General features: G+C 70.6%; 19 protein-coding genes. 6 read left to right on the top strand and 13 right to left on the bottom strand.

All coding sequences use genetic code 11. From position 1 onward, the window contains the following. The first annotated feature begins 71 nt into the window (after positions 1–71). The 3 genes from JTJ31_RS14185 to JTJ31_RS14175 are packed head-to-tail and all read left to right on the top strand — an operon-like array spanning position 72 to position 4,998. Positions 72–983 (top strand): hypothetical protein, encoded by a 912-nt coding sequence (locus JTJ31_RS14185; protein ID WP_207539371.1) that lies wholly within the window; start codon positions 72–74, stop codon positions 981–983. After that, complete coding sequence (locus JTJ31_RS14180; protein WP_207539370.1) at positions 980–3,244, top strand: glycosyltransferase; 2,265 nt, start codon at positions 980–982, stop codon at positions 3,242–3,244. Before JTJ31_RS14185 ends, JTJ31_RS14180 begins: the two co-directional genes overlap by 4 nt. Then, the gene (locus JTJ31_RS14175) at positions 3,241–4,998 is read left to right on the top strand and encodes an ABC transporter ATP-binding protein/permease (RefSeq protein WP_207539369.1); all 1,758 of its coding nucleotides are present in this window, start codon (positions 3,241–3,243) and stop codon (positions 4,996–4,998) included. The genes JTJ31_RS14180 and JTJ31_RS14175 overlap by 4 nt, the downstream gene beginning before the upstream one ends. Here the strand turns inward: JTJ31_RS14175 and recQ are convergent. The 5 genes from recQ to cydD all read right to left on the bottom strand — a co-directional run bounded on the left by recQ (position 4,953) and on the right by cydD (position 11,406). Next, positions 4,953–6,752, bottom strand: coding sequence for a DNA helicase RecQ (recQ, locus tag JTJ31_RS14170; protein ID WP_207539368.1), 1,800 nt, complete (start codon positions 6,750–6,752; stop codon positions 4,953–4,955). The genes JTJ31_RS14175 and recQ overlap by 46 nt on opposite strands. A gap of 68 nt (positions 6,753–6,820) precedes the next feature. Beyond that, positions 6,821–7,198 carry an OmpA family protein gene (locus tag JTJ31_RS14165; RefSeq protein WP_207539367.1) on the bottom strand — a complete coding sequence of 126 codons (378 nt, stop codon included), beginning with the start codon at positions 7,196–7,198 and terminating at the stop codon, positions 6,821–6,823. A 32-nt stretch (positions 7,199–7,230) separates the two neighbouring features. Then, the gene (locus JTJ31_RS14160; RefSeq protein ID WP_236020203.1) at positions 7,231–8,136 is read right to left on the bottom strand and encodes a radical SAM protein; all 906 of its coding nucleotides are present in this window, start codon (positions 8,134–8,136) and stop codon (positions 7,231–7,233) included. Then, the gene (gene cydC / locus JTJ31_RS14155; RefSeq protein ID WP_207539365.1) at positions 8,133–9,761 is read right to left on the bottom strand and encodes a thiol reductant ABC exporter subunit CydC; all 1,629 of its coding nucleotides are present in this window, start codon (positions 9,759–9,761) and stop codon (positions 8,133–8,135) included. The genes JTJ31_RS14160 and cydC overlap by 4 nt, the downstream gene beginning before the upstream one ends. Then, a complete protein-coding gene (gene cydD, locus JTJ31_RS14150; protein ID WP_207539364.1) occupies positions 9,751–11,406 on the bottom strand; it encodes a thiol reductant ABC exporter subunit CydD in 1,656 nt (551 codons plus the stop codon). Before cydD ends, cydC begins: the two co-directional genes overlap by 11 nt. An 89-nt stretch (positions 11,407–11,495) precedes the next feature. Between cydD and JTJ31_RS14145 the strand changes: the two genes are divergently transcribed. Genes JTJ31_RS14145 through JTJ31_RS14135 form a run of 3 tightly spaced genes read left to right on the top strand, consistent with a single transcriptional unit; the run spans position 11,496 to position 13,356 of the window. Continuing rightward, positions 11,496–12,386: a polysaccharide deacetylase family protein gene (locus tag JTJ31_RS14145; protein WP_207539363.1), complete on the top strand. Its 891-nt coding sequence runs from the start codon at positions 11,496–11,498 to the stop codon at positions 12,384–12,386. After that, entirely contained in the window at positions 12,383–12,913 is a 531-nt protein-coding gene (locus JTJ31_RS14140) for a lipocalin family protein (RefSeq protein WP_207539362.1), read from the top strand. Before JTJ31_RS14145 ends, JTJ31_RS14140 begins: the two co-directional genes overlap by 4 nt. Then, complete coding sequence (locus JTJ31_RS14135; RefSeq protein ID WP_207539361.1) at positions 12,913–13,356, top strand: acyl-CoA thioesterase; 444 nt, start codon at positions 12,913–12,915, stop codon at positions 13,354–13,356. The genes JTJ31_RS14140 and JTJ31_RS14135 overlap by 1 nt, the downstream gene beginning before the upstream one ends. Here JTJ31_RS14135 and JTJ31_RS14130 read toward each other — a convergent pair. From JTJ31_RS14130 to JTJ31_RS14095, 8 genes are all read right to left on the bottom strand, one after another. After that, positions 13,353–14,327 carry an ABC transporter ATP-binding protein gene (locus JTJ31_RS14130; RefSeq protein WP_328805746.1) on the bottom strand — a complete coding sequence of 325 codons (975 nt, stop codon included), beginning with the start codon at positions 14,325–14,327 and terminating at the stop codon, positions 13,353–13,355. The genes JTJ31_RS14135 and JTJ31_RS14130 overlap by 4 nt on opposite strands. Further along, the gene (locus JTJ31_RS14125; RefSeq protein ID WP_457852411.1) at positions 14,324–15,313 is read right to left on the bottom strand and encodes an ABC transporter ATP-binding protein; all 990 of its coding nucleotides are present in this window, start codon (positions 15,311–15,313) and stop codon (positions 14,324–14,326) included. The genes JTJ31_RS14130 and JTJ31_RS14125 overlap by 4 nt, the downstream gene beginning before the upstream one ends. Beyond that, positions 15,310–16,182, bottom strand: a complete 873-nt coding sequence (locus JTJ31_RS14120) for an ABC transporter permease (protein WP_328805745.1) — start codon at positions 16,180–16,182, stop codon at positions 15,310–15,312. The genes JTJ31_RS14125 and JTJ31_RS14120 overlap by 4 nt, the downstream gene beginning before the upstream one ends. 22 nt (positions 16,183–16,204) lie before the next feature. Beyond that, positions 16,205–17,164, bottom strand: coding sequence for an ABC transporter permease (locus JTJ31_RS25210; RefSeq protein WP_207539358.1), 960 nt, complete (start codon positions 17,162–17,164; stop codon positions 16,205–16,207). Positions 17,165–17,174: 10 nt separating this feature from the next. Continuing rightward, positions 17,175–18,971, bottom strand: a complete 1,797-nt coding sequence (locus tag JTJ31_RS14110; RefSeq protein WP_207539357.1) for a peptide ABC transporter substrate-binding protein — start codon at positions 18,969–18,971, stop codon at positions 17,175–17,177. 68 nt (positions 18,972–19,039) lie between these two features. Further along, the gene (locus tag JTJ31_RS14105; RefSeq protein ID WP_328805744.1) at positions 19,040–20,239 is read right to left on the bottom strand and encodes a M20 aminoacylase family protein; all 1,200 of its coding nucleotides are present in this window, start codon (positions 20,237–20,239) and stop codon (positions 19,040–19,042) included. A gap of 61 nt (positions 20,240–20,300) precedes the next feature. Further along, entirely contained in the window at positions 20,301–21,245 is a 945-nt protein-coding gene (locus JTJ31_RS14100) for a crotonase/enoyl-CoA hydratase family protein (RefSeq protein WP_207539356.1), read from the bottom strand. A gap of 212 nt (positions 21,246–21,457) precedes the next feature. After that, complete coding sequence (locus tag JTJ31_RS14095; RefSeq protein WP_207539355.1) at positions 21,458–23,995, bottom strand: ATP-binding protein; 2,538 nt, start codon at positions 23,993–23,995, stop codon at positions 21,458–21,460. Between the last annotated feature and the right edge of the window lie 7 nt (positions 23,996–24,002).

Below are 24,002 nucleotides of genomic sequence, written 5' to 3'. Positions count from 1 at the left end.
GCGCTCCCCTTACCGACAGGGGATGTTGCAGCTAGGTTCCGCCGCCTGTGATTGATGGGGGTCGCCGCCGAATGAGGCTGAAGGGACTGTTCCGGCGGGACAGAAGCGAAGAGGACCTGGCATCCCCTCCCTGGCAGGAGGCGGCCCCACCCGTTCCCTTCCCCGCACTCCCCTCCCCACCACGCGCCCTGCCCGACCCGGTGCAGGATGATGCACTGCTCGCCGCCGCGCTTGGCCTGTGCTGGCGGCGCAGCGTGGTCTTCGCCTGGAACGATCTCCGCCGCGTCGCGCGCGGCGTGCTGCTGTGCCGGCAGGCCGGCGCGCGGAGCGCCCATGTCGCGCAGCCCTGGGTCCCATCCGAGGCGGACGAGGTGCTGATGAAGGAAGCGCGCCGCCTGGAACTGGTGGAGCAGGCGGACCGCATCCTCGCCGAGGGCCGCGCCGCGCACATACCCGCCCTAGGCGGCAGCCTGGATTGCGATGCGCCCCGCCCCTGGTGGCTGCGTGCTCCCCATGACCATCCCGACCTGCGCGAGATAGCGGGCTGGCCGGACCTCGTGGTGGATGGAAGCCAGCTGATCCACTGGCCGGACCCGGCGGCGCGGCTGCGCTCCCTGGCCGCGACCGGCGCCCGGCATATCGTGCTGGAAACCCCCGTCATCCGCGCGGAAGGGGCGCTGCGCCGTGCCGGCTACGTCTCGGGCGCGCTCTGGCACGCCACGGGCATGACCCCCGCGCAATCCGCTGCGATGGCGGAGTTCTGGGCCGAGGCCGGCGTCACGCTGGACCAGTATCGCCGCTTCCCGCACGGCTTCAGCCTCGCCGAGGCTCGCGAGGCTGGGCTGGGCGGGCAGGCCTGGTGGAGCTTCACCGACAAGGCCGGGCTCCACCGCCTCCTCCGCGCCGGTGGCTTCGCCATGCGGTCCGCGCGCCCGATCTGGGATGGGCGCTCCCTCGTCATCGTCGCGGAGCGCATCGCGTGAAGATCTGCCTCCTCACCCACGACCTCGCCGGGCCGATCCGCAATGGCGGCATCGGCACCGCCTTCACCGCCCTCGCCGAGGAACTTGCCGAGGCGGGGCACGAAGTCACGATCCTCTACCCTTCCGGATTCACGGAGACGCAGCCCCTCTCCGCCTGGATCGAGGATTACGCCGCGCGCGGCATCCGTCTCGAATCACTGCACCACGAGGGGGATGAAGCCCGGCAATCCCTGGCCGCCGCACACTGGCTGATGGCGCGCGACTTCGACGTGGTGCACTACCACGAATGGCGCGGCATCGGCTTCTTCGCGGCAGCGGCGCGCCGCGCCGGGCTGGGGCTGCACCGGACCGCGCTGGTCTGCCAGCTGCACTCGCCCACCGCCTGGCATCGCCGCAACAGCCACGACTTCGCCGCGACGCCCGAGGCGGCCGCGATCTCCTTCATGGAGCGCCGCTCGGCCGAACTCGCCGACCTTGTCTTCTCGCCCAGCCGCTACCTGGTGGAATGGGTGGCGAAGGAGGGCTGGCGGTTGCCGGCGCGGACCCGCGTCCACCCCAACCTGCTTCCGGCCCAATTTGCGACCGGCCGCCCGAGGCACCGCACCGTGCGCGAGCCGGTCTTCTTCGGCCGGCTGGAGGAGCGAAAGGGGCTCGACCTGTTCTGCGCCGCCATCACGCGCCTCGTGCGCGAAGGGCGGGCGCCGGAGCGCGTCGCCTTCCTTGGCAAGGTGGGTGAAGCGGGCGGCGAGGATGCGCTTTCCTTTATCGCGCGTGCCGCGCGAAGCTGGCCCTTCCCCTGGGAGGTGCGGAACGAGCTGGACGTGGCGGGGGCGCGCGCCTTCCTGACCGAGCCGGGGCGCATCGCCGTCATCGCCTCCGTAACGGAGAACTCGCCCTACACGGTGCTGGAATGCCTCGCCGCCGGCACGCCCTTCCTGGCGCCCGAGGTTGGCGGCATCCCGGAACTGGTACTGGAGGAGGACCGTCCCCTCGCCCTGTATCGCCGCGACGAGGAAGGCCTAGCCACGCGCCTCGCCGCCTTGCTCGAAAGCGGCGCCGCTCCGGTGCGCCCCGCCCTGTCTTTCGCCGAGACGCGCGAGGCGTGGCGCGCCATGCAGCACGAGGCCGCCGCCCTCGCTCCCCTGCCCGCGCCGCCTGCCGACGCGCCGCTCGTTTCCGTCGTGCTCTGCACCTACAATCGCCCGGTGCTGCTGGCCGAGGCGCTGGCGAGCCTGGAAGCCCAGACCTGGCCGAATCTCGAGGTCGTGGTCGTGGACGATTGCAGCCCGGACCCGGCCGCCCAGCGCTTCCTCCGCGCGATCGAGCCGCGCCTCGCCGCGCGCGGCTGGCGCCTCGTCCGGCACGAGGCGAACCGCTACCTCGGGGCCGCGCGCAACACCGGAGTCGCCCATGCGACGGGCCGCTACGTGCTGTTCATGGATGACGACAACATCGCCTATCCGTGGATGGTGGAGCACTACGTGCGCGCCGCCCAGGCCTCGGGGGCAGGCATCCTCACCTGCCAGATCCACGTCTTCTCCGGCGAAGGGCGCGGCCCCGCCCACCACCCCGCCGAGCCGAATGACTGGATCCCCCTCGGCGGGCCGGCCGAACTCGGCTTCCTGCAGAACTGCTTCGGCGATGCGGGCTTCCTCGTCCGCCGCGATCTGTTCGACTCTCTGGGCGGATTCACCACCGAGCGCGCAGCCTTCGAGGATTGGGAGTTCCTGCTTCGCGCCGCGCTGCGCGGCGAGGAGATCCTCTGCCTCCCCGAGGCGCTCTATCACTACCGCGCTGCGGCGGGAGGCATGCTGCGCGGCATGACCCGGCACCAAGCCTGGCGCAGCCATGCACGCATCGCCCGCGCCTGGCGGCAGGCGGAACTGCCCGCGCTGCGCGAGGCTCTCTCCGTCGCGATGGAGATCATGGTGGCGCCGCGCTACCCGGCCCCGCCCGGCGACCTCGTGGCCGCGAATGGCGCTGCGCCCTTCGCTGCCCTGGCACGCCGCCTCGCCGCCGAAGGACATCCGGCTGCCGCCCCGCTGATGGAGCAGGCCTGCCGCCTCGCACCCAGCGACGTGGTGCTGCGGCTGGAGCGCCTCGCCATGCCTGGCGCGGGCGAGGCTGGGGTGATGGCCCTGGCCGGGCTGGTTGGCCCCCGCGATCGCATGCGCGCCGCCCCCGTCCTGGCGGCCCTGCGCGAGGCCGGGAAGGACGAGGCGGCCGCGCTGCTCGAAGCCTACCTCCGGGACGCCGCGTGACCTGGCGGGCCACGCTGCGCGACGCGGCCACGCTGGTCCTGCCCTTCTGGCGCTCGCCGGAGAAGGGCAAGGCCTGGACCCTGCTGCTGGTCGTGGTGGGGCTGAACCTCGCCCTGGTGGCGATGTCCGTGCTCCTGTCCTTCTGGAACCGCGAGTTCTTCAACTCGCTGGAGGCGCGCGATGCCGAGCGCTTCACCGCCCTGCTCTTCACCTGGGCAGAGACGGATAGCGGCACCATGCCGGGCTTCGCCTGGATCGCCGCGATCTACATCTTCGTCGCCGTCTATGCGCTCTATCTCCGCCAAGCCCTGCAGATCCGCTGGCGGCGCTGGCTGACCGAGGGGATGCTGGATCACTGGCTGGCGGAGCGGGCGCATTACCGCCTCTCGCTGGAAGCAGGCGAGGCCGACAACCCGGATCAGCGCGTGTCGGAGGATGCCAAGCTCTTCGTGGACATGACGCTGACGCTGGGGCTCGGCCTCATGCGCTCGGTCGTGACACTGCTCTCCTTCCTCTTCGTGCTGTGGTCGCTGTCGGACAGCGTGACCGTGTTGGGGGTGACGATCCCCGGCTACCTCGTCTGGGTGGCGATCCTCTATGCGGGGCTCGGCACTTGGCTCGCACACCTCATCGGCAGGCCGCTGGCGCGGCTGAACTTCCGGCAGCAGCGCGTGGAGGCGGATTTCCGCTACGCCTTGGTGCGGTTCCGCGATGGCAGCGAGGGCATTGCCCTGCATCGCGGCGAGGCGGAGGAGCGAGCCGGGCTGATGGGCCGCTTCGCCGCGGTGATGCAGAATTGGTGGGATCTGATGGTCGCCACCAAGCGCCTGACGTTCTTCACCGCCGGCTACACCCAGGTCGCCATCGTCTTTCCCTTCGTGGTCGCCGCCCCGGCCTTCTTCGCCGGCCGCATCCCGCTGGGCGGGCTGACCCAGACCGCCAGCGCCTTCAACGAGGTGCAGGGCGCGCTGTCCTGGATCGTGGACAACTACGCCGCCCTGACCGAGTGGCGCGCCACGGTGACGCGGCTCACAGGCTTCCGCCAAGCGCTCGAGGAGGCGCGGGCCCGCGCCGGCGAGGGGGTGAAGGCTACCGCCACGCCGGGCGACACGTTGCGCCTGGACGGCGTATCCATCGCCCTGCCCGATGGGCGCGCGCTGTTGCGGGCGGACCACGCGGAGATCCGCCCTGGGGAGCGGGTGCTGGTCACCGGCCCCTCCGGCTCCGGCAAATCCACCCTTTTCCGTGCCATCGCCGGGATCTGGCCTTTCGGTTCGGGGCGGGTGGAGGTGCCCGAAGCGGCGCGGGCGATGTTCCTGCCGCAGCGCCCCTACCTGCCCCTCGGCACGCTGCGCCGCGCCGTGTGCTACCCCTCCGCCCCGGATTCCTGCAGCGAGATGGTCATCCGCGAGGCCATGGAGCTGGCCGGCCTTGCCCATCTCCTGCCGCGTCTCGACGAGGAGGATGCCTGGGGCGCGCGGCTCTCGGGCGGGGAGCAGCAGCGCCTCGCCCTTGCGCGGGCGCTGCTGAACCGTCCCGACTGGCTGTTCCTGGATGAGGCGACGGCCAGCCTGGACCCGACCATGGAACGACGCCTCTACGAATTGCTGCTCGAGCGCCTGCCCGGCCTCACCCTCGTCTCCATCGCGCACCGCCCCGGCGTGGCCGAGTTCCACACGCGGCGCTGGGAGGTGCGGGACGGTCGGCTCTACGCAGGCACGGATTCCAGCACGGACAGCACCGCCGCGCCGTAGCGGTTCAGCTTGCTCTCGCCCACCCCCGGCACCTCGCGCAGCTCGTCGAGGGATCGCGGGTGGCGGGACGCGATCTCCGCCAGGGTCTGGTCGTGGAAGATGACATAGGCGGGCACCTGCTGCTTGCGTGCCTCCTCCTTCCGCCATTCGCGCAGAGCGCCAAAGACCGGATCGTCCGAGGGGGGCGCGACGCGATCCTCGCGGGCGGCGCGGGGCTGGAAGCTGCTTTCGCGCAGCAGGAAGGCGCGTTCCCCGCGCAGCAGGGGGCGCGCCGCCTCGGTCGGGACGAGCTCGCCGAAATTCTCCACCGCCACGTCCAGCGCGCCTTCGGCCACCAGCTGCCGGGCAATGTCCTTCCAGGCGCCCTCCGCCACGTCCTTGCCCTTGCCGAAGGTTGGGAGGCGGTCATGGCCGAACTGCGCGATCTTGTCGGTCATGCGCCCGCGCAGCACGTCCACCAGATGCCCCAGCCCGAAGCGCGAGCCGGTGCGCACGGCGGCCGAGATCAGCTTCTGCGCCGCCACCGTCGCATCCACGAGGCGCGGCGGGTTCATGCACACGTCGCAGGCGCCGCAATCCTTCTCCAGCTCCTCGCCGAAGCAGCGCAGCAGGGTGCGGCGGCGGCAGGTGGCGGATTCCGCGATGGCGACCATCGCGTCCAGCCGGGCGCGCTCGATGCGCTTCTGCTCGGCGCCGGCCGGGCTTTCGGCGATGCGGTGGCGCGACAGGGCGATGTCGCCCGCGCCGTAGAGCAGCAGCGCCCTGGCCGGCAGCCCGTCGCGCCCGGCGCGGCCGATCTCCTGGTACCAGCCCTCAGGCCCCTGCGGCAGGGCGAGGTGGGCGACGAAGCGCACGTCCGGACGGTCGATGCCCATACCGAAGGCGATGGTGGCGCACATGATCACCTCCTCTCCCCGCGCGAAGCGGCGATGCGCCTCCCGCTTCGCCGCCGTGTCCATGCCGGCGTGGAAGGCGAGCGCGTCGTGCCCGTCGTTGCGGAGCCACTCGGCCGTCTGCTCCGCTTTGTTGCGCGTGCCGCAATACACAATGCCCGTCCCGTCCACGCGGCGCAGGAAGGCGCGCAGCTGCTGCCGCTCGGACTCGCGCGGCGCGGCGGCGAGGTGGATGTTCGGACGGTCGAAGGAGGAGCGGAAAACGGGCGCGTCCTGCAGGTCCAGCAGGCGGCGAATATCCTCCACCGTGCGCCCATCCGCCGTGGCGGTCAGCGCGATGCGCGGCACCTCGGGAAAGCGCCCATGCAGCAGGGTCAGCGCGCGGTATTCCGGGCGGAAGTGATGACCCCATTGGCTGATGCAATGCGCCTCGTCGATCGCGAAGAGCGCGAGGGAGCGCGAGGCCAGCCGCTCCAGCATCCCCTCCATGGAAAGCCGCTCCGGGCTGACGTAGAGCAGCTTGAGCTGGCCGGAGAGGATGTCCCGCCACACGGCGCGGCGCTCCTCCTCCTCCAGTTCGGAATGAAGCGCCGCGGCGGCCACGCCCTGCTGGCGCAGCGCCGCCACCTGATCCTCCATCAGCGCGATCAGGGGCGAGACGACGATGGCAAGGCCGGGGCGGCACAGCGCCGGCACCTGGAAGCAGAGCGACTTGCCGCCGCCGGTGGGCATGAGCACGAGGCCCGACCCGCCCGCGACGACGTGATTCACCACCTCGGCCTGGCGGCCGCGAAAGCCGCCATGGCCGAAGACCTCGTGCAGGACCTCCTCGGGGGACCGGATCGCGGTGTCGCGCGGCATGACCGCCGGGGGTCTACCGCGCCGCGCCCTCGCCGGCCAGTCGTGCGAGGGTGGGAAGGAGGGTCGCTTTAGCCCTCGAAGTGGATCTCGACGCGGCGGCTCTCCACCGGAGCCAGCTCGTAGCTGACCGGGCCGCGGGAGGCGACGCTGATGCGGCCTGGCGCAACTCCGGCCTCGCGCAGCGCGGCCGCCACCGCCTCGGCGCGCTCGCGCGCCAGCACCCGGTTCGCCTCCGGCTCGCCGGCCTGGCCCGCGTAGCCCAGGATGCGCACGCGGCTGTTCGGGAAGCGCGCAGCGCGGCGCGCGGCACCGGCCACTACCTCCCTTGCGGGGCCGTCCAGCGCGGCGCTGTCCGTGGTAAAGAACACCACGCGCGTCGGCTCATCCTCGACGGACGCGCAGGCGGCGGCGAGGGCAGGAAGGGCAAGCAGAAAGGCGCGACGCATCAATCTCTCTCCGGTGCAGTTCGGGAGGGCGTTCAACGCGAGCAGGCCGCGCCCCCCAGCACGCAAAACTTGGCACAGTGGGGATGGTTGAGGGCGACGGCGCGCGATGCCGCCTTGAAATCCGTACCGAGGTCGAAGCGCGGGTCATAGGGCAGCAGGGTGCAGGCGACCCAGCTTGCGGATTCCGCGCCGCGCCGCCGCACCAACATGCGGGAGGAGGCGCACATCACGCTTTCCGGCGACTTGCCGAGGATGCCCCAGCAAGCCTCCGTGATCTCCGGCACCTCCGCCGCCTCGTCCATCTCGGGGAAGAGCATCAGCGAGACGGGGTCGGCGGCGTTCACCGGGATGCCGTTCTCCTCGAAGAGTGTCGCAAAGCGCTGGCGCAGCGCCGCTTCGGGCTCCGGGGTGAAGCCGGCGCGCCCGGCGACGTGCAGGTGGAAGCCATGGGCGGCGAGCCAGCGCAGCCCTTCCAGCGTCGCGGCGAAGGAGCCCGCGCCGCGCTCCGCGTCATGCACCTCGGGGTCCGGGTGGTCGAGGCTCACGCGCAGGGTCAGCCCCGCCTCGCCGCGAAGGGAAAGCAGCGCCTCGGCATGGTTGTGCATCGGCTTCATCGCATTGGTGAGCACGATGGCGCGCAACCCGCGCCCCAGCACGAGGCGCAGCATGGGGACGAGCTCGCGGTTCAGGAAAGGCTCGCCGCCGGTGAAGCCCACCTCCTCCAGCGGTTCGCCCGCCGTGGCGTCCAGCGCCGCGCGAAGGTCATCCAGCGTCAGATAAGCCAGGCGATCGTTGCGCGGGCTGCTTTCGATGTAGCAATGCGCGCAGGTGATGTTGCAGAGCGTGCCGGTATTCGCCCAGAGCGTCCGCAGGCCGAAGAGCGGCACGGCGGCGCGGCGCTCGCCCTTTGCGGTCACTTGCGGGTCTTGGAACTTCATGCCGGGGCCTCCAGCAGCACTCCCTCCACCCATCTGTAGGCGCGATGCAGTTGCTCAACCCCCGTCAGGCGGTGGGTGAGCAAAAGCAGGCTGCGCCCTTCCGTCGCGATGGCCAAGGTCTGCAGGAAGGCACGCTCGGTTTCCGCATCCAGCCCCGCGGTCGGCTCATCCAGCACCAGGATGGGCGCGGCGGGCAGGAGGGCGCGCGCCAGGGCGAGGCGCCGTGCCTCGCCCCCGGAGAGCAGGGTGCCGCCCTCGCCGCAGCGCGTCTCCAGCCCTTCGGGCAGACCCTCCACCTTGCGCGCCAGCCCCGCCTTGGCCAGCGCCCGCCACAGCGCGGCATCCGGTGCTTCCGGCGCGGCGATGCGGAGATTGGCGGCCACCGTGTCGTCGAAGATGCGCGCGTGCTGCGACAGGACGGTGATGCGCCGGCGCACCTCCTCCGGCGGCAGCAGGGCGAGCTCCACGCCGCCCAGGGTGATGCGCCCGGCATCGGGGTCGCGCAGCCTTTGCAGCAGCGCGGCGAGGGAGGACTTGCCCGATCCCGATGGCCCCAGGATCGCCACCCGCTCGCCGGGCCGCAGCACGAAGGAGGCACCGCGCAGGACCGGGCGTCCTGGCGCCCAGGCGAATTCCACAGCCTCCAGCGCCAGCGTGGCGTCCTCCGGCTCCGGCGCCGGGCCAGCAGGCGTTGTGACAGGAGGCGGGGTGTCCGCCGCCTCGAAGAGGCGCCGCGCCCCGGCCCCGGCGAACGCCAGCGCGGCACCGGCGCGCGGCAGCAGGGACAGGGGCTCGGCGCAGGCAGCGGCGAGCAGCACCGCCAGCAACGCGAGAGGCGGTGCGCCGCCCGCCAGCCCCCAGCTCAGCGCGCCCAGCAGCGCTGCCTGGCCCAGGAGCATTCCCAGCGCCCCCGCCAACGCCCCGCGCCGCGCGAGGCGGCGCTGCGCGGCCATCATCCGGCGGTCGGCCTCTTCCAGCTTTGCCCGGGCGCGTTCCTCCGCCCCGGCGGCGAGGAGGTCCTCCATCCCGGCCAGCGGGTCCGTGGCAGCCGCGCGCAACGCGCCCCGCGCCTCGGCGGTCTCGGCGGCGGCACGGGCCGCGCCGGGGGCGAGGAGTGGCGGCAGCAGCAGCGCCACGACCAGCGGCAGGGCCACCAGGGCCAGCAGCCCCGGCGCCGCGCCCAGCAGCGCCGCGATGGCCAGGACGGCGGCCAGCGCCGCCGCGCCGGGCACCAGCCCAGCCAAGTAGAGTCGGTCCAGCGCATCCACGTCGCCGATCAGGCGGCCCAGCAGGTCGCCGCCCCCGCGATGGCCGATGCCGCCCGGCATGCGCTCGGCCAGGCGACGGAAGAACCAAACCCGCGTATCCGCCAGGGCACGGAAGGCCGCGGCATGGCTGGCATAGCGCTCCAGCCAGCGCAGCGCCGGGCGCAGCAGCACGAGGGGGCGCAGGGCCAGCAGCGCCACGGCTCCCGCCCCCGCCAGCCCCGCCGCCACCCCCTGCCCTGCCAGTGCCAGGATGGCGAGGCCCGACATCGCCGAGGCCATGGCGACCAGCAGCGCGCCCGCCAGAGCGGCGCGGCGCGGCGCCCAGAGGCGCAGGACGCGGGCGAGGTCAGCCCACACGCGCGAGCGCCCCGAGATCCAGCACGCGCGGCGACAAGCCGCGCAGGATGGGTGAATGGGTGGCGACGATGGCGGTGCGCCCAGCCACGAGGCGTGAGAGCCCTTCCAGAAGCGCCGCCTCGTTTGCCGGGTCGAGATGGGCCGTCGGCTCGTCCAGCAGCACCAGCGGCGCGTCACGCAGGAAGGCGCGGGCCAGGGCGACGCGCTGTGCCTGTCCGCCCGAAAGCCCGAAGCCGCCCTCCCCCACGCGCGTGTCCATCCCCTCCGGCAGATCGCGCGTGAAGGTGAGGACCCGCGCCGCCTCGGCCGCGCGCTCCACCTGGGCGGGGGTGGCATCGGGCCGCGCCAGGGCGATGTTCTCGCGGATCGTGCCGGCGAAGAGATGGGCGCGCTGGCCCATATAGGCCGTCATGCGCCGCAGCTCCGCCGGGTCGAGGCGAAGCGCGTCCTGGCCGTTGATGGCGATGCGCCCGGCGTCCGGCCGGCCGAACCCCATCAGCAGCCGCAGCACCGAACTCTTGCCGGCGCCGGAGGGGCCGACCAGCAGCAGCGTCTCCCCTGGCGCGACGGCGAAGGTCAGGCGGTCGAGGGCGGGCGGCCGCTCGGGGTCCGGGCGCCACGTCACCTCGGTGAAGGCCAGGGCGACGCGCCGCGGCACGGTGTCGAGCACCAGGCCGGGCCGGTGCGGCGCCTCCAGCAGGGCCTGGAGGTCACCCGCCGCGCCGCGCGCCGCCATTGCCTCGTGATAGGCCTGGGAGAAGGCGCGCAGCGGCTGAAAGAAGGCCGGGACGGCGAGGATGCAGAAGAGCCCCGCCACCGGGTCGGGATGCCCAGCACCGAGCAGCGCACCGTGGCGCCACGCGAGGGTTGCGATGGAGAGGGCGGCCAGCAGCTCCATCCCCGCCGTGGAGAGAAAGGCGACGCACAGCACCCGCAGCGTGCGGGTGCGGAACTCCTCGGCGGCGCGGCCCAGCGCCTGCGCCTCCGCCTCTGCCTGGTTGAACTGCACCAGCGTGGCGAGGCCGCGCAGCCGGTCCAGGAAGCGGCCGCCGAGGCGGCCCAGCGCCTCCATCTGCCGGCGGCTTTCCCGCGCCGCACCAACCCCGGCCAGCGCCATGGAGACAGGCACCAGCAGCCCGGCCACTAGCAGGATCAGGGCGCTGCGCCCGTCGAAGGACGCGACGGCCAGCAGGACCAGCGCGGGCGCCAGCACCGCCAGCGTGGCGGCGGGCAGCCAGCGGGCGAAGAATCCGTCCAGCGCCTCGATCCGGTCCACCAGCAGCACCGCCTTCTCGCCCACGCCGCGCCGGTCGGCAGGGCCAAGGGCCAGGAGGCGGGCGAAGCCCTCGCCGCGCAGCCGGGCGCGGATCGCCTCGCCGGCACGAAGCTGAGTCTCCTCCCCCGCCAGGGCGAGGCCCGCGGAGAGCAGCGCCAGCAGCGCGGCAAGGGCCAGGTCGCCCCAGCCCCCGCCAAGGGCAAGGCCCAGCACGGCAGCCAGCATCCGCGCGGCGAGGAAGGTGGCGGCCACGGCGCAGAGCGTGGCGGAAAGGCCAAGTCCGACGGGAAGGGCAAGGGCGGCGATCCGCCCGCGCACCTGCCGCATCAGCCAGGCCCGGGCCGCTCTGCTGTCTGCGGGCGACTCCATCGCGCGCCTTGTAGCCCGGGGCCCGCGCTCTTGCGACCCGCGGCGCGCTGCGGCCTCCTGTTCCTCTTCCCCGCCTGGATTCGCCCCCGATGCTTCCGACCCATGGCCGCTTCCCCTACCGACCCTGGCGGGGCCGCCCGCAGGGTTCCTGGCCGGGCGGGGCGAAGCTGGCCGTGTATCTCGGCGTCAATCTGGAACACTTTTCCTTCGGCGAGGGGCTGGGGGCGGAGCTGGCACCGGGCGGGCCGCAGCCGGACGTGCTGAATTATGCTTGGCGCGACTACGGCAACCGCGTGGGCGCGTGGCGCCTGCTCGACCTGCTGGACGAGCTGTCCCTGCCCTGCACCGTGCTGCTGAACACGTCCATGTATCATCACGCGCCCGAAGTGGTGGCCGCCCACCGCGCCCGGGGCGACGAGATCGCCGGCCATGGCCGCACCAACAGCGAGCGCCAGTCCACCCTGCCCGAGGCCGAGGAGGCCGCGCTGATCCGCGCCTGTACCGAGGAGTTGGCCCGGCAGGAGGGGGCGGCGCCGCGCGGCTGGCTTTCCCCCTGGATCGCCGAGAGCCGCGTCACGCCGGACCTGCTGCAGGAGGCCGGGTATCTCTACTCGCTGAACTGGTGCCACGACGATCAGCCAGTGTGGAAGCGCACCCGCGCGGGCCGCATCCTGTCCATCCCCTACCCGCAGGAGGCGAACGACATCCCCGCCATCGTCGCGCGCAAGGACGGGGCCCGGCACTTCGCGGAACTGGTGTCGCAGGATTTCCGCGAAAGGCTGCGGCAGGTGGCGGACGGCATCCCGCAGGTCATGGGCATCGCCCTGCACCCCTACATTGTCGGCCAGCCCTACCGACTTCGCGCGCTGCGCCGCGTTCTGGCCGAGATCGCGGCGCGCCGGGACGAGGTGTGGATCACCACGGCGGGCGGCATCCATGACCACGTGACCACCCATTGGCCGGAGGACGCCATCCCGTGAAGCCGCTCTCTCTCCTCTCGCTGCTGGCGCTCGCCGCCTGCGCGGTGCCGCAGCCCGACGCTTCCACGCCGCGCACGGTCGCAGGCGTGGACCTCCAGCGCTATGCCGGCACCTGGCACGAGGCGGCGCGCTTCCCGCAAAGCTTCCAGGACAGCGCCCGTCTGCGCTGCGAGGAAACCACCGCCACTTACACGCCCCGTCTCGACGGCAAGCTGGACGTGCTGAATTCCTGCGCGAACGCCCTTGTCGAAGGCCGCCCGCGGCGCGAGGTTCGCGGCACCGCCTATGCGGTGGAGGGATCGAACAATGCGCGGTTGCGGGTTTCCTTCTTCGGCCCCTTCTATGGCGATTACTGGGTGATCGGGCTGGACCCGGATTACCGCTGGGCGGTGGTCGGCACGCCGGACCGCAACTCGCTCTGGTTCCTGTCGCGCCAGGCCCGGATGGCGCCCGCCGACTTCGCCGCCGCCGAGGCCGTCGCGCGGCGCGAGGGCTTCGACCTGTCGCGCCTCCAGGTCGCCGCGTGATGAGGGAGGTGCGATCCAACCCGCTGCGCGATGGCGAATTCCCGGTGCTGGTGCCGATTACCACGCGCTGGGCCGACAACGACGCCTTCAGCCACATCAACAACGTCGCCTATTACAGCTTCTTCGACACGGCGGTGAACATGTGGCTGGTCGAGAACGGCATCCTCGACATCGCGCGCAGCCCGCTGGTCGGGCTGGTGGTGGAGACGGGATGCCGCTACCGCCGCCCCCTCGCCTATCCGATGACGGTGCGGATCGGGCTGCGCGTCGCGCGGCTTGGCAGTTCTTCCGTCCGATACGACGTCGCCGCCTTCGACGCGGCGGAGGAAGCGGCGGCGGAGGGGCATTTCACCCATGTCTACGTGGACCGCGCCACCGGCCGCCCCGCGCCCATCCCGGAGGAATGGCGCGAGAAGTTCCAGCGTATCTCCGTCCACCTCTAGTCGCGCAGGTGGCACGCGGCCCAATGCCCGGGCCGCTTCTCCTCGAGCGGAGGCACCACCGTCCGGCAGGTGGTGGTGTTGGCGATGGGGCAGCGCGTGTGGAAGACGCAGCCCGAGGGCGGGCTGAGCGGGCTCGGCACGTCGCCCTTCAGGCGGATGCGCTCGCGCCGCACCTTCGGGTCCGGGATGGGCACGGCCGAAAGCAGCGCCTCCGTGTAGGGATGCAGCGGGTTGGAGTAGAGTTCGCGCGAAGAGGCGATCTCCACGATGCGGCCGAGATACATCACGGCCACCCGGTCGCTGATGTGCTCGACCACCGAGAGGTCATGCGCGATGAACAGGTAGGTGAGGCCGAACTTGTCCTGCAGATCCTCCAGCAGGTTCACCACCTGAGCCTGGATGGACACGTCCAGCGCGGAAACCGGCTCGTCGCAGATCACCAGCTTGGGCGAGACGGCGAGGGCGCGGGCAATGCCGATGCGCTGGCGCTGCCCGCCGCTGAATTCATGCGGGAAGCGGCGCATCTGGTCCGCGTTCAGCCCGACGGTCTCCAGCAGCTCCGCCACGCGGTCCTCGCGCTCGCGTGCGTTCTTCGCCAGCCCATGGATGATCAGAGCCTCGCCGATGATGTCGCGCACCGTCATGCGCGGATTGAGCGAGGCGAAGGGGTCCTGGAAGATGATCTGCATGTCGCGCCGCAGCGCGGTCATCTGCGCGTGGTCGAGCGCCGTGACCTCCCTGCCCTCGAACCAGACCTGACCGGAGGTAGGCTCGATCAGTCGGAGGATCAGCCGCCCGGTGGTGGACTTGCCGCAGCCGGACTCGCCGACGAGGCCAAGCGTCTCGCCGGGGGCGAGATCGAAGGAGACCCCGCTGACTGCATGCACCTCGCCCACCGTGCGGCGCAGGATGCCGCCCTTCACCGCGAAACGCTTCACCAGTTTGTCCACGCGCAAGAGGGGCTGGGTCACAGGAACTCCTCCGCCCGGATGCAGCGGGCCTTGTGGCCGGGCCGGATCTCGCGCAGCGCCGGTTCCCCGGCGGTGCATTCGGGGATGGCGTGGCGGCAGCGCGCCGCGAAGCGGCAGCCATGCGGCGGGTGGAGCAGGCTAGGCACCGTGCCGGGAATGGCTTCCAGACGATGATGCTCCGTCGCCGCGAGGTCGAGGCGCGGGATGGAGCGAATGAGGCCCTGGGTGTAGGGGTGCAGCGGCCGTTCGAACAGCGCCTCCACCGGCGCCTCCTCCACCACCTTTCCGGCATACATCACGACGACGCGCTGCGCGGTCTCCGCCACCACCCCCATGGCGTGGGTGATGAGCAGCACCGCCATCCCCAGCCTTTCCTTCGTCTCGTTCAGGAGGTCGAGGATCTGCGCCTGGATGGTGACGTCGAGCGCCGTGGTCGGCTCGTCGGCGATCAGCAGCTTCGGGTTGCAGGACAGCGCCATGGCGATCATCACGCGCTGGCGCATCCCGCCGGAGAACTGGTGCGGATAGTCATGGACGCGGCGCGACGGGTTGGGAATCTGCACGAGGCGCAGCATCTCCGCCGCGCGGTCCAGCGCCGCCTTGCGGGAGAGGCCCTCGTGCTGGCGCACCGTCTCGGCGATCTGCTCGCCCACGGTGTAGACCGGGTTCAGGGAGGTCATCGGCTCCTGGAATATGAAGCCGATCTCCTTGGAGCGGATGGAGCGCATCTGATCCGGCCCCATGGGGACGATGTCCCCCCCCTGCCACAGGATGCTCCCCTCCACGATGCGGCCGGGCGGCATCGCGATCAGCTTCAGCACCGTCATCGCCGTGACGGTCTTGCCGCAGCCGGACTCTCCCACGACCGAGACGGTCTCGCCCCGGTCCACGCCGATGCTCACCCCGTCCACCGCGCGGACCATGCCGTCATCGGTGCGGAAATGGACCTTGAGTCCCTCGATCTCCAGCAGGCGGGGTGACGTCACTTCACGCGCCTCGGGTCCAGTGCGTCGCGCAGCCCGTCGCCGACGAAGTTGATGGACAGCACGGTGAGGAAGATGGCGAGGCCGGGAAAGATGGCCCAATGCGGCGCGAAGTCGAGATTGTCCTTCGCATCGAACAGGATGCGCCCCCAGGTCGGAATGTCGGGCGGGAAGCCGAGGCCCAGGAAGGACAGGGTGGATTCCGCGATGATCGCGGCCGCGACGTCGATGGTCGCGGCGACGATCACCGGCCCCAGCGCATTGGGCAGGATGTGCCGGAGCACGAGGCGCGAGCGCGACGCGCCCAGCGCCCGCGCTGCCTCCACGAACTCCTTCTCCCGCAGCGAGAAGAACTGCGCGCGGACAAGGCGCGCCACCGGCATCCAGCGGAACCCGCCGATGACGATGACGATCAGGATGAACACCCCCAGCTCCGGCCCCACGAGGCCGGTCAACGCGTCGCGGAACAGGTAGATGATGAGCAGCAGCAGCGGCAGTTCCGGCAGGGAGAGGAACAGGTCGGTCAGCCACATCAGCGCGGCATCGAGCCGTCCGCCCGCCATGCCCGCCACCGCGCCGACAAAGGTGCCGACGATCACCGCCACCGCCATCGCCGCGAAGCCGACCGCAAGCGAGATGCGCCCGCCATAGAGCACCCGCGCCAGGATGTCCTGGCCCAGATCATCCGTGCCCAGCGGATGCTCCCAGGACGGTCCCTGGAGCCGTGCCGTGAAGTCGATCTCGTCGATCGGCACGGTCCAGACGAAGGGCCCGACCAGCACGGCGAGGACGAGCATGACGAGGATCAGCGCGCTGACCACGGCCAGGCGGTGCTTGCGGAAGCGGCGCCACGCTTCCTGCCACGGCGTCACCCGCTTCCGGGGCGCGGCGGGGCTAGCGGTAGCTGATACGGGGATCGAGCCAGCCATACAGGATGTCCGCGAGAAGGTTGAAGAAGATCACTAGGCACGCGAAGACGAAGGTCACAGCCATGATCACCGGCGTGTCGTTGGACAGGATCGCGCTGATCAGCAGCGAGCCGATGCCGGGCACACGGAAGATCTGCTCGGTGACGATGGCGCCGCCGAAGACGATGGGCATCTGCAGCGCCACCAGCGTCACCACCGGGATCAGCGCGTTGCGGACCACATGCCGCAGGGTGATGCGGCTTTCGGGCAGGCCCTTGGCCCGCGCGGTGGTGACGTGGTCCAGCCGTATCACGTCCAGCACGGCGGAGCGGACGAAACGCGTCCAGGCGGCACCCTGGAACAGCCCCAGCACCATGACCGGCATGATGGATTGGCGAAGCTGCTCCCACCACCATCGCCAGCCAGTCTCCGAAAGGTCGGTGCGGTACACGAAGGGCAGCCATTCCAGATAGACCGAGAAGAACAGGATGAAGAGCAGCCCGGTGAAGAAGGTGGGCAGCGAGAAGCCGATGAAGGCCAGCGTGTTGGCGATCTGGTCGAAGATCGAATAGGGCCGCGTGGCGGCATAGACGCCCACCGGCAGCGCGATGGCGAGCGCTACGATCTGCGAAGCGCCAATCACCACCAGCGTGACCGGCAGGCGCTGGAGGATCAGCTGGTCCACGTCGATGCGCGACACGAAGGAGTAGCCCCATTCGCCACGCAGCATGGCGAAGAGCCAGTTGAAGTAGCGCTGCCAGATCGGGTCATCGAGCCCGAGGCTGGCGCGAAGATTCGCGCGCACCTCGGGCGGAATGGCGGGGTTGGTCGCCAGCTCCTCGAACGGGTCGCCCGGCGCGAGGGCGAGCACGGTGAACAGGACCACGCTGATCCCGAGCAGGCTCGGGATCGCGATCAACAGGCGTCTGATGAGGTATTGGGTCACGCGGTTGGCATCAGGTCTCGCGGAACCAGTCGCCCAGCAGCCACGTCGTGTTGTCCCAGGCGCTCAGGACGGGGCGAAGGTTGTTGAGGCTGGCGCTGACCAGAGGGCGGCTGATCAGCGGGATGACATGGTTGCTGCCGCAGATCAGGTCGTTCATCCGGATGAACAGCGCCGCACGCTTCACCGGGTCCAGCTCCGCCTCCGCCTCGCGATAGGCGGCGTCGTACTCGTCGTTGCGCCAGCGGACGATGTTGCGGCCCTGCCAAGAGTTCTGCCGGTTCGCGACCTCCCACGACACGTACTGGTTCATGAAGAGCTGCGGATCCGCCTGGGTCATCGTCGTCGTGTACATCTGCATGTCGGCGTAGAACTTCGTGTAGGTGTCCGGATTGGCCACGTCCGACGAGAAGAACACCGACGACGTCACCGACTTCAGCTCCAGGTCGATCCCCGCGCGCTGCGCCGCCTGCTTGATGATGGCCTGGGTGCGCTGGCGCGGCGCGTTCACCGAGGTCTGGAAGACGAAGCGCAGCCGCACATTGTTCTTGGCGCGGATGCCGTCGCGCCCCCTCATCCAGCCGGCGCCGTCGAGCAATTCATTGGCCTTCTGGATGCTGAACTCGGACCGCATGTTGGGCGAGCGGAAGCGGGGCGGGTTGTTCAGGAAGTTGGCGGTGGCCGGCCCACCGCGGCCGTAGATGAATTGCTGGATGGAGTTCTTGTCGACCAGCAGCGCCATGGCCTGCCGCACCGCCGGGTCGGAGAAAGCGGGGTGCGTCGTCTTGATGGAGGAACGCTCCCCGTCCACTTCCTCATGCGGGTTGGTGACGTTGAGCTGGATGAACTCGATGTTGCCGCCTTCGACGATGTTCACCCGGCCGCGATTGGCGGCTTCCAGCCGCTTCAGGATCTCATCCTCCACCTGGAGGTTCCAGGCATAGTCGAAATCGCCGGTCTGCAGCACGGCGCGAGCCGCCGAGACGGCGTCGCCGCCGCCCTTGATCTCGAAGCTGTCGAAATACGGGCGGTTGTCCATGTGGTAATTCGGGTTCAGCTCGCCGCGCAGCAGGTCACCAGGGGCGAAGCTGACGAAGCGGTAGGGTCCGGTGCCCACGGGCCGCAGATTGGTCGGCGCATCACGCGAATTGGCGCCGGCATAGTCGCGGAACAGGTGGCGGGGGATAATGGTCCCGCGCGAGGCGACGAAGGCATCGGCCCAGAAGGGCGTGGGCTTCTCGAACTCCACCCGCACCGTGTGGTCGTCCACCTTCACCACGTTGATGTCGCGGTAGGAGCCGGAGCTGACGGCGGCGACGGCCGGATTGCGGTTGTATTCCCAGGTGAACACCACGTCGTCGGCGCTGAAATCCTGGCCGTCGTGCCACTTCACGCCGCGCTTCAGCTTCCAGGTGACGGAGCGCCCGTCCTCGGCGAGGCTGCCATTCTCGACCGACGGGATCTCGGCCGCGAGGATGGGATGCAGCGTGCCATCCGCCGCCCAGCCGGCCAGCGGCTCGTAGAAGGTGCGGCTGGCATCCTGGTTGGTGGTGCCGACCGCGAATTGCGGGTTCAGCAGGGTGGCAGCCTGCCAGTAGAGGATCTTCAGCTGCCCGCCGCCGCCACGCCGCGTGGGACGGTAGCTGGAAGTGCCCTGCGCCGCCGCCGGGGCCGCGCCCGCGATCGCCAGAAGCTGCGTCGCCATGGGCGCGGTGAAGCCAAAGGCGGCAAGGCGCCGCACGAAGCCACGCCGCGACAGATGGCCGCGCTTCACGCGGCCGATCATCTGCCGGAGGTCGTCTTCCGTCATCCCGAATCTCCAGAAGCCTCGTTTGTCACGAAGGCTACATGAAGCGGGTGTTAGACCGCACGAATTTTTTAGGCCTCCCGACCCCCGCCAAGCTCCTGCTGCACCACGCTCGCCCACCATGCGACGCCGAGCGGAATGATCTCGTCGTTGAAGTCGAAATGCGGCGTGTGCAGGTTGGGCGAGGTGCCGTCCGGCCCGCTGCCGCCACCGATGAACATGAAGGCGCCAGGGCGCGCTTCCAGCATCAGGGCGAAATCTTCCGCGCCCGTCACCGGCGCGTGGCTGCCCACCCCTTCCGCACCCACCAGCGCCATGGCGGCCGCGCGCGCGACGTCGGTCTGCTCCGCGTGGTTCACCGTAGCGGGGACGCCCCGCATGTAGCGCGCCTCGGCCGTGCAGCCATGCGCGGAGGCGAGGCCGTTGGCGAGTTCGCCGATCCGCCGCTCGAGCAGGTCGCGCACTTCCGGCGTGTAGGACCGCGCCGTACCAGTGATGACGAGCTCCGCGGGCATGACGTTGGGCGAGATGGAGGAGCCGCCCTGGATCGAGCCCACGCTCAGCACCGCCGCCTCCACCGCCGGGACGTTGCGGCCGATGATGGTCTGTAGCGCCAGCACGAAATGCGCCTGCACCACCGTGACATCGGTCGCGAGATGCGGCGTCGAGCCGCCATGCCCGCCCGTGCCGCGGAAGGTGACTTCGAACCGGTCCGCCGCCGCCAGGGCCGGTCCGGAGCGGATGGCGAAGCGGCCGGCCGGCATGGTGGGCTTGTTGTGCAGCCCATAGACCGCGTCGCAGGGGAAGCGTTCGAACAACCCGTCCGCCAGCATGGCGCGGGCGCCGCCGCGCCCTTCCTCGGCGGGCTGGAAGATCAGGTGCACCGTCCCCGCGAAGTCGCGATTCTCCGTCAGCCACCGTGCGGCGCCGAGCAGCATGGTGGTGTGCCCGTCATGGCCGCAGGCATGCATGACCCCGGTGTTCTGCGAGGCATAGGGCAGCCCCGTCTGCTCCGTGATCTGCAGCGCGTCCATGTCCGCCCGCAACCCGATCACGCGCTGACCGGGCCTTGTGCCCCGGACCGTGCCGACCACCCCCAGCTTGCCGACGCCTTCCGTCACCTCGATGCCGAGGGCGCGGAGTTCGCGCGCCACCAGGGCCGCGGTCCGCTGCTCCTCCATGCCCAACTCGGGATGGGCGTGGATGTCGCGGCGGATGGCCGTCAGCTCGGCCTGCCAGCGCCTGGCTCCCTCGATCGCGGGATGGGTCACGGGTCGTCTCCTCTTGTCGTGCGGGGAGCATGGACCCTCGCACGCATCAGCGCGAGTGGCATCAGGCGATGGCACGGGCAAGGGCAGGCTGGCTGCTGGCGTTGATGCGCTTCTCCTGCGCCTGGGTCAGGCGAACCATCTTGCGCAGGTCCATCTCGGTGACGCCCATAGCCGTCTCGGCCCAGATGTCCACCACGTCCTTCAGCTCTTCCAGCGTCACCGGGTTCACGCGGCGGCGCACCCGCATCAGGGCCTGCTGCGCATTATGCTTGCGGCTGTGCTGGTCGATGTAGCGGCGCACCGCGGCCTCGCCCTCGCCGTCCTCGGCCAGCACGTCCACCACGCCCATCGCGTGCAGTTCCTCGGCCGTGTAGAGCTTGCCGGACATGATCATCTTCTCCGCCTCGACCGCGCCGATGCGGCGGGACAGGAAGGAATAGGCGCCCATGCCGGGGAAGAGGTTGAACAGGATCTCGGGCAGGCCGAACTTGGCGCTGCGCTCGGCCACGATCACGTCAAAGGCCAGGGCGCACTCGAAGCCGCCGCCCAGCGCGTCGCCCTGCACCATGGCGATGGTGACGACGGGGGAGCGGAACGCCTCGGCATTGCCGTGGATCGCCTCGACGCAGAGATGGCCGTAGCGGCGCAGCGAGGCGAGGTCACGGCTGCGGATGCGGTCGGCGAAATGGCCGAGGTCGCCACCCAGGTTGAAGATGCCCGGCAGGCTGCTGCCCATGACGTAGTAGCGCAGGGAGGGAGAGAGGCCGGCCTCGCGCTCCGCCCGCAGCGTGTCACGCAGCACGGCCTGCTGGGCGAGGATGTCACGGAGCAATTCGCGGGTGAAGGAAGGCTTCGGGCCGGGGTTCATCGAGGCCCAGAAGCTTGCCGTGTCGGCTTCGAGCCGGGTCTCGAGAGTCTCGAAACGCAGCGAGGAAAGGGAAACGGGGGCCGGGGTGGAACCCTGAGCGACTTCGAGGAGGGCGGGCGTGGAGGAAACAAAGGTCATGACGTGCTCCGTGTCGAGAAGGCATCGGGCCAGGGGCAGCCCGCTTAGCCTTGCCGTTAATAGAACACGAAAAGCGTCAACCGCATGGGCAACTTTGCGCAAGTTTCCTCGCACGGAGGACTTGCCTCCGTTTTGTTTTATTTTCTGAGAGTTGCGCGATTTCTAGAAAGGTTGCGATGAACGGAAAGAGAATCTTTTTGCTCAATCGAACCCTAATACATTCCGCCGCCTGCTTCTCCCCGTTCAGATGGTCGCAACAACAACGGTCGAACGCGCAACAACTCGTTCGCGATGCGCTCCACCATCCTTTCTCCTTGCTCGCGAAGTTCCTGCGGGCTGACGTCTTTGGCCGCCCGGCACAACTCGCATAGCGCCGTGGCGCCCACATTAGCCGCGGCGCTGTGCATGGCGTGGGCGCGCGCACGATATTGCGACGCATCGGCCTCGAGCGCGGCCAGCCGTAACTCCTCCAGGATCTCCTCGGCGTCGTGCAGGAAATCCTCGACCACGCTCTGCACGAATTCCGCTCCGCCCAGTGCCTCCAGGTTGTCCAGGGCGCGCTGGTCCACCAGCATCTGGTTGGTGGGACGGAAGCGCGGATGGCTGACGATGGGCTCCACCCCGGGCTGCGGCCCAGCGCTCGGCAGGGCGAGGCGCTCCACCACGGCCAGCAGCGCATCGGGCGTGAGCGGCTTCACCAGACGCTCCACGAAGCCCGCCTCCTGGCAGCGGCGCAGCGCTTCATCCGTGGCGTCGGCGGTGAGCGCCGCCCAGGGCACCTGGCGGCGCCCCATGGCCTGGAACCGGTACAGCCGTGCCGCCTCGATCCCGTCCATGTCCGGCATGTTGAGGTCCATGAGGACGAGGTCGAACTCGTCCTCCTCCAGCGCGTCGAGGGCCATCTCGCCGCCCTCCACCAGCGTCGCGCGGTGGCCGCCGCTTTCCAGGATCTTGCCGGCGACACGGAGGTTCGTGCGGTTGTCGTCGGCCACCAGGATGCGCAGCCCGCGCCGGGGGGCCAAGGCAGTGCCGACAGGCGCAGGGGCGTGCGGAACGGCGGCCTGCGGGGCCGGGGCTTCGGGAAGGCTGATGGGCGCGGGTGCATTACCCATTTCGGGGAGGCCGCAGACCTCCAAGGCTCCGAAAAGGGCGGCGGAGGAGGCAGGCGGCGGGACAATCGAAAAGAAGCCGCGCCGCAGCGACTCGGCGGGGAACCCATCCTCCCCTGCCGCATCGCCCAGCAGCACGACGCGCCAGGCACCGAGCGGGTTGAGGACGGCAAGCGCCGCCGCCAACGCCTCCGCGGTCATGCTCAGGCTGGCCGCATCCACGAGCAGGATGCGTGGCCGCCCGGCCGGAAGGGTCTCCAGCAGCGTCACCGCCGCGGGAAGCCCTGAAGCCGGGTGGAGTGTGACAGCCGCAAGGCGAGGCTCGCCCGCCGTCCAGAGCGCGGGATCGGCGGCGAGCAGCACGGCCTCGCCGGCCAGGACGGTCTCCGCTTCCGGCGCGGGGTGGCCGGCGGGGAACTCGCACCAGAAGGTGCTCCCCTGCCCTTCCGCGCTGCGCACGCCGATGCGCCCGCCCAGCATCTCCACCATGCGGCGGCAGATGGCGAGGCCAAGACCCGTGCCGCCGAAGCGGTTGATGATGCTGCTATCTGCCTGGGTGAAGGCCTCGAAGATGCGACCCTGCGCCTCTGGGGCAATGCCGATGCCGGTGTCCGTCACCTCGAAGCGCAGCGAGGAGCGCTCGCCGGGCGGCGCGTCCACCGCCAGGGTGACGGAGCCGCGATCGGTGAACTTCAGCGCGTTGCTGCCGAGGTTCAGCAGAATGTCCCGCGTCAGGTTGCGGTCGGCCTCCACGACACGGGGGGTGCGGGCCGTGACGTGGAGCGCGAGGCCCAGCCCCTTGTCCTGCGCCGCCCCGGCCAGCATCCGCCGCACCTCGTCCAGCAGGGCCGCGACCTCGAACGCCTCGCGGCGCACGGTCATCTGCCCCGCCTCGATGCGGGAGAAGTCGAGGATGCCGTCGATGAGGCCAAGCAGATGCCGCCCTGCATCGCTCACCGTCCGCGCCATCTCCCGCTCCTCGCCGGGAAGGGCGGGAGAGCGTTCGAGCAGGCCGCCCGTGCCGATGATGGCGTTCAGCGGCGTCCGAAGCTCGTGGCTCACGCTGGCGAGGAACATGGTCTTCGCCTGGTTCGCCCCTTCCGCCTGGGCCTTGGCATCGGACAGTTTGCGGATCAGCGTCGCCGAATAGGCCGGAATGGCGACCAGGCCGAGCATGAAGCCTGCGGAAAGATGGATCTGGTCGCTCCAGAAAGGCGTTGCCGCCACGGTGGCGGAAAAGCCGATCAGCGCAACCACCTGCGCGCACAGCAGCCATCCCACCCCGAAGCGGAAGCCGTTGCCCAGGATCACCCAGAGGTAGATCGGCGCGAGAACGGAGGTGACCTCGGCCCCGGCATTGAGCTCGTAGGAGAGGAAGCCGATGTCGAGGAGCAGCGCCGTCGCCCGGCGCGGATTGTTGGTGGCGGGCCGCGCAAGGATGTGCACGAACAGCGCCAGCGCGACCACCCAGTAGGCGGTCACCACCTCCAGCGCGTGGTGCGGCGCGTCCTCCCACAGCAGATAGAGGGTGATCAGAAGCGCGAAGCCGAGCCGGTTGAAGCTCATCTCGTGCTCGGTGTCCGGACGGCCACGCAGGGCGCGCAGCCTGGCGCGGAGTCCGCGCGGCGCCTCGGCGGTCACCGGGCCG

It is taken from the genome of Sabulicella rubraurantiaca, assembly GCF_017355885.1.
GTDB classification, from domain to species: domain Bacteria; phylum Pseudomonadota; class Alphaproteobacteria; order Acetobacterales; family Acetobacteraceae; genus Roseococcus; species Roseococcus rubraurantiacus.
The sequence above is the reverse complement of the archived record's forward strand: the minus strand, read 5'-3'. Positions and strand labels throughout refer to the sequence as shown.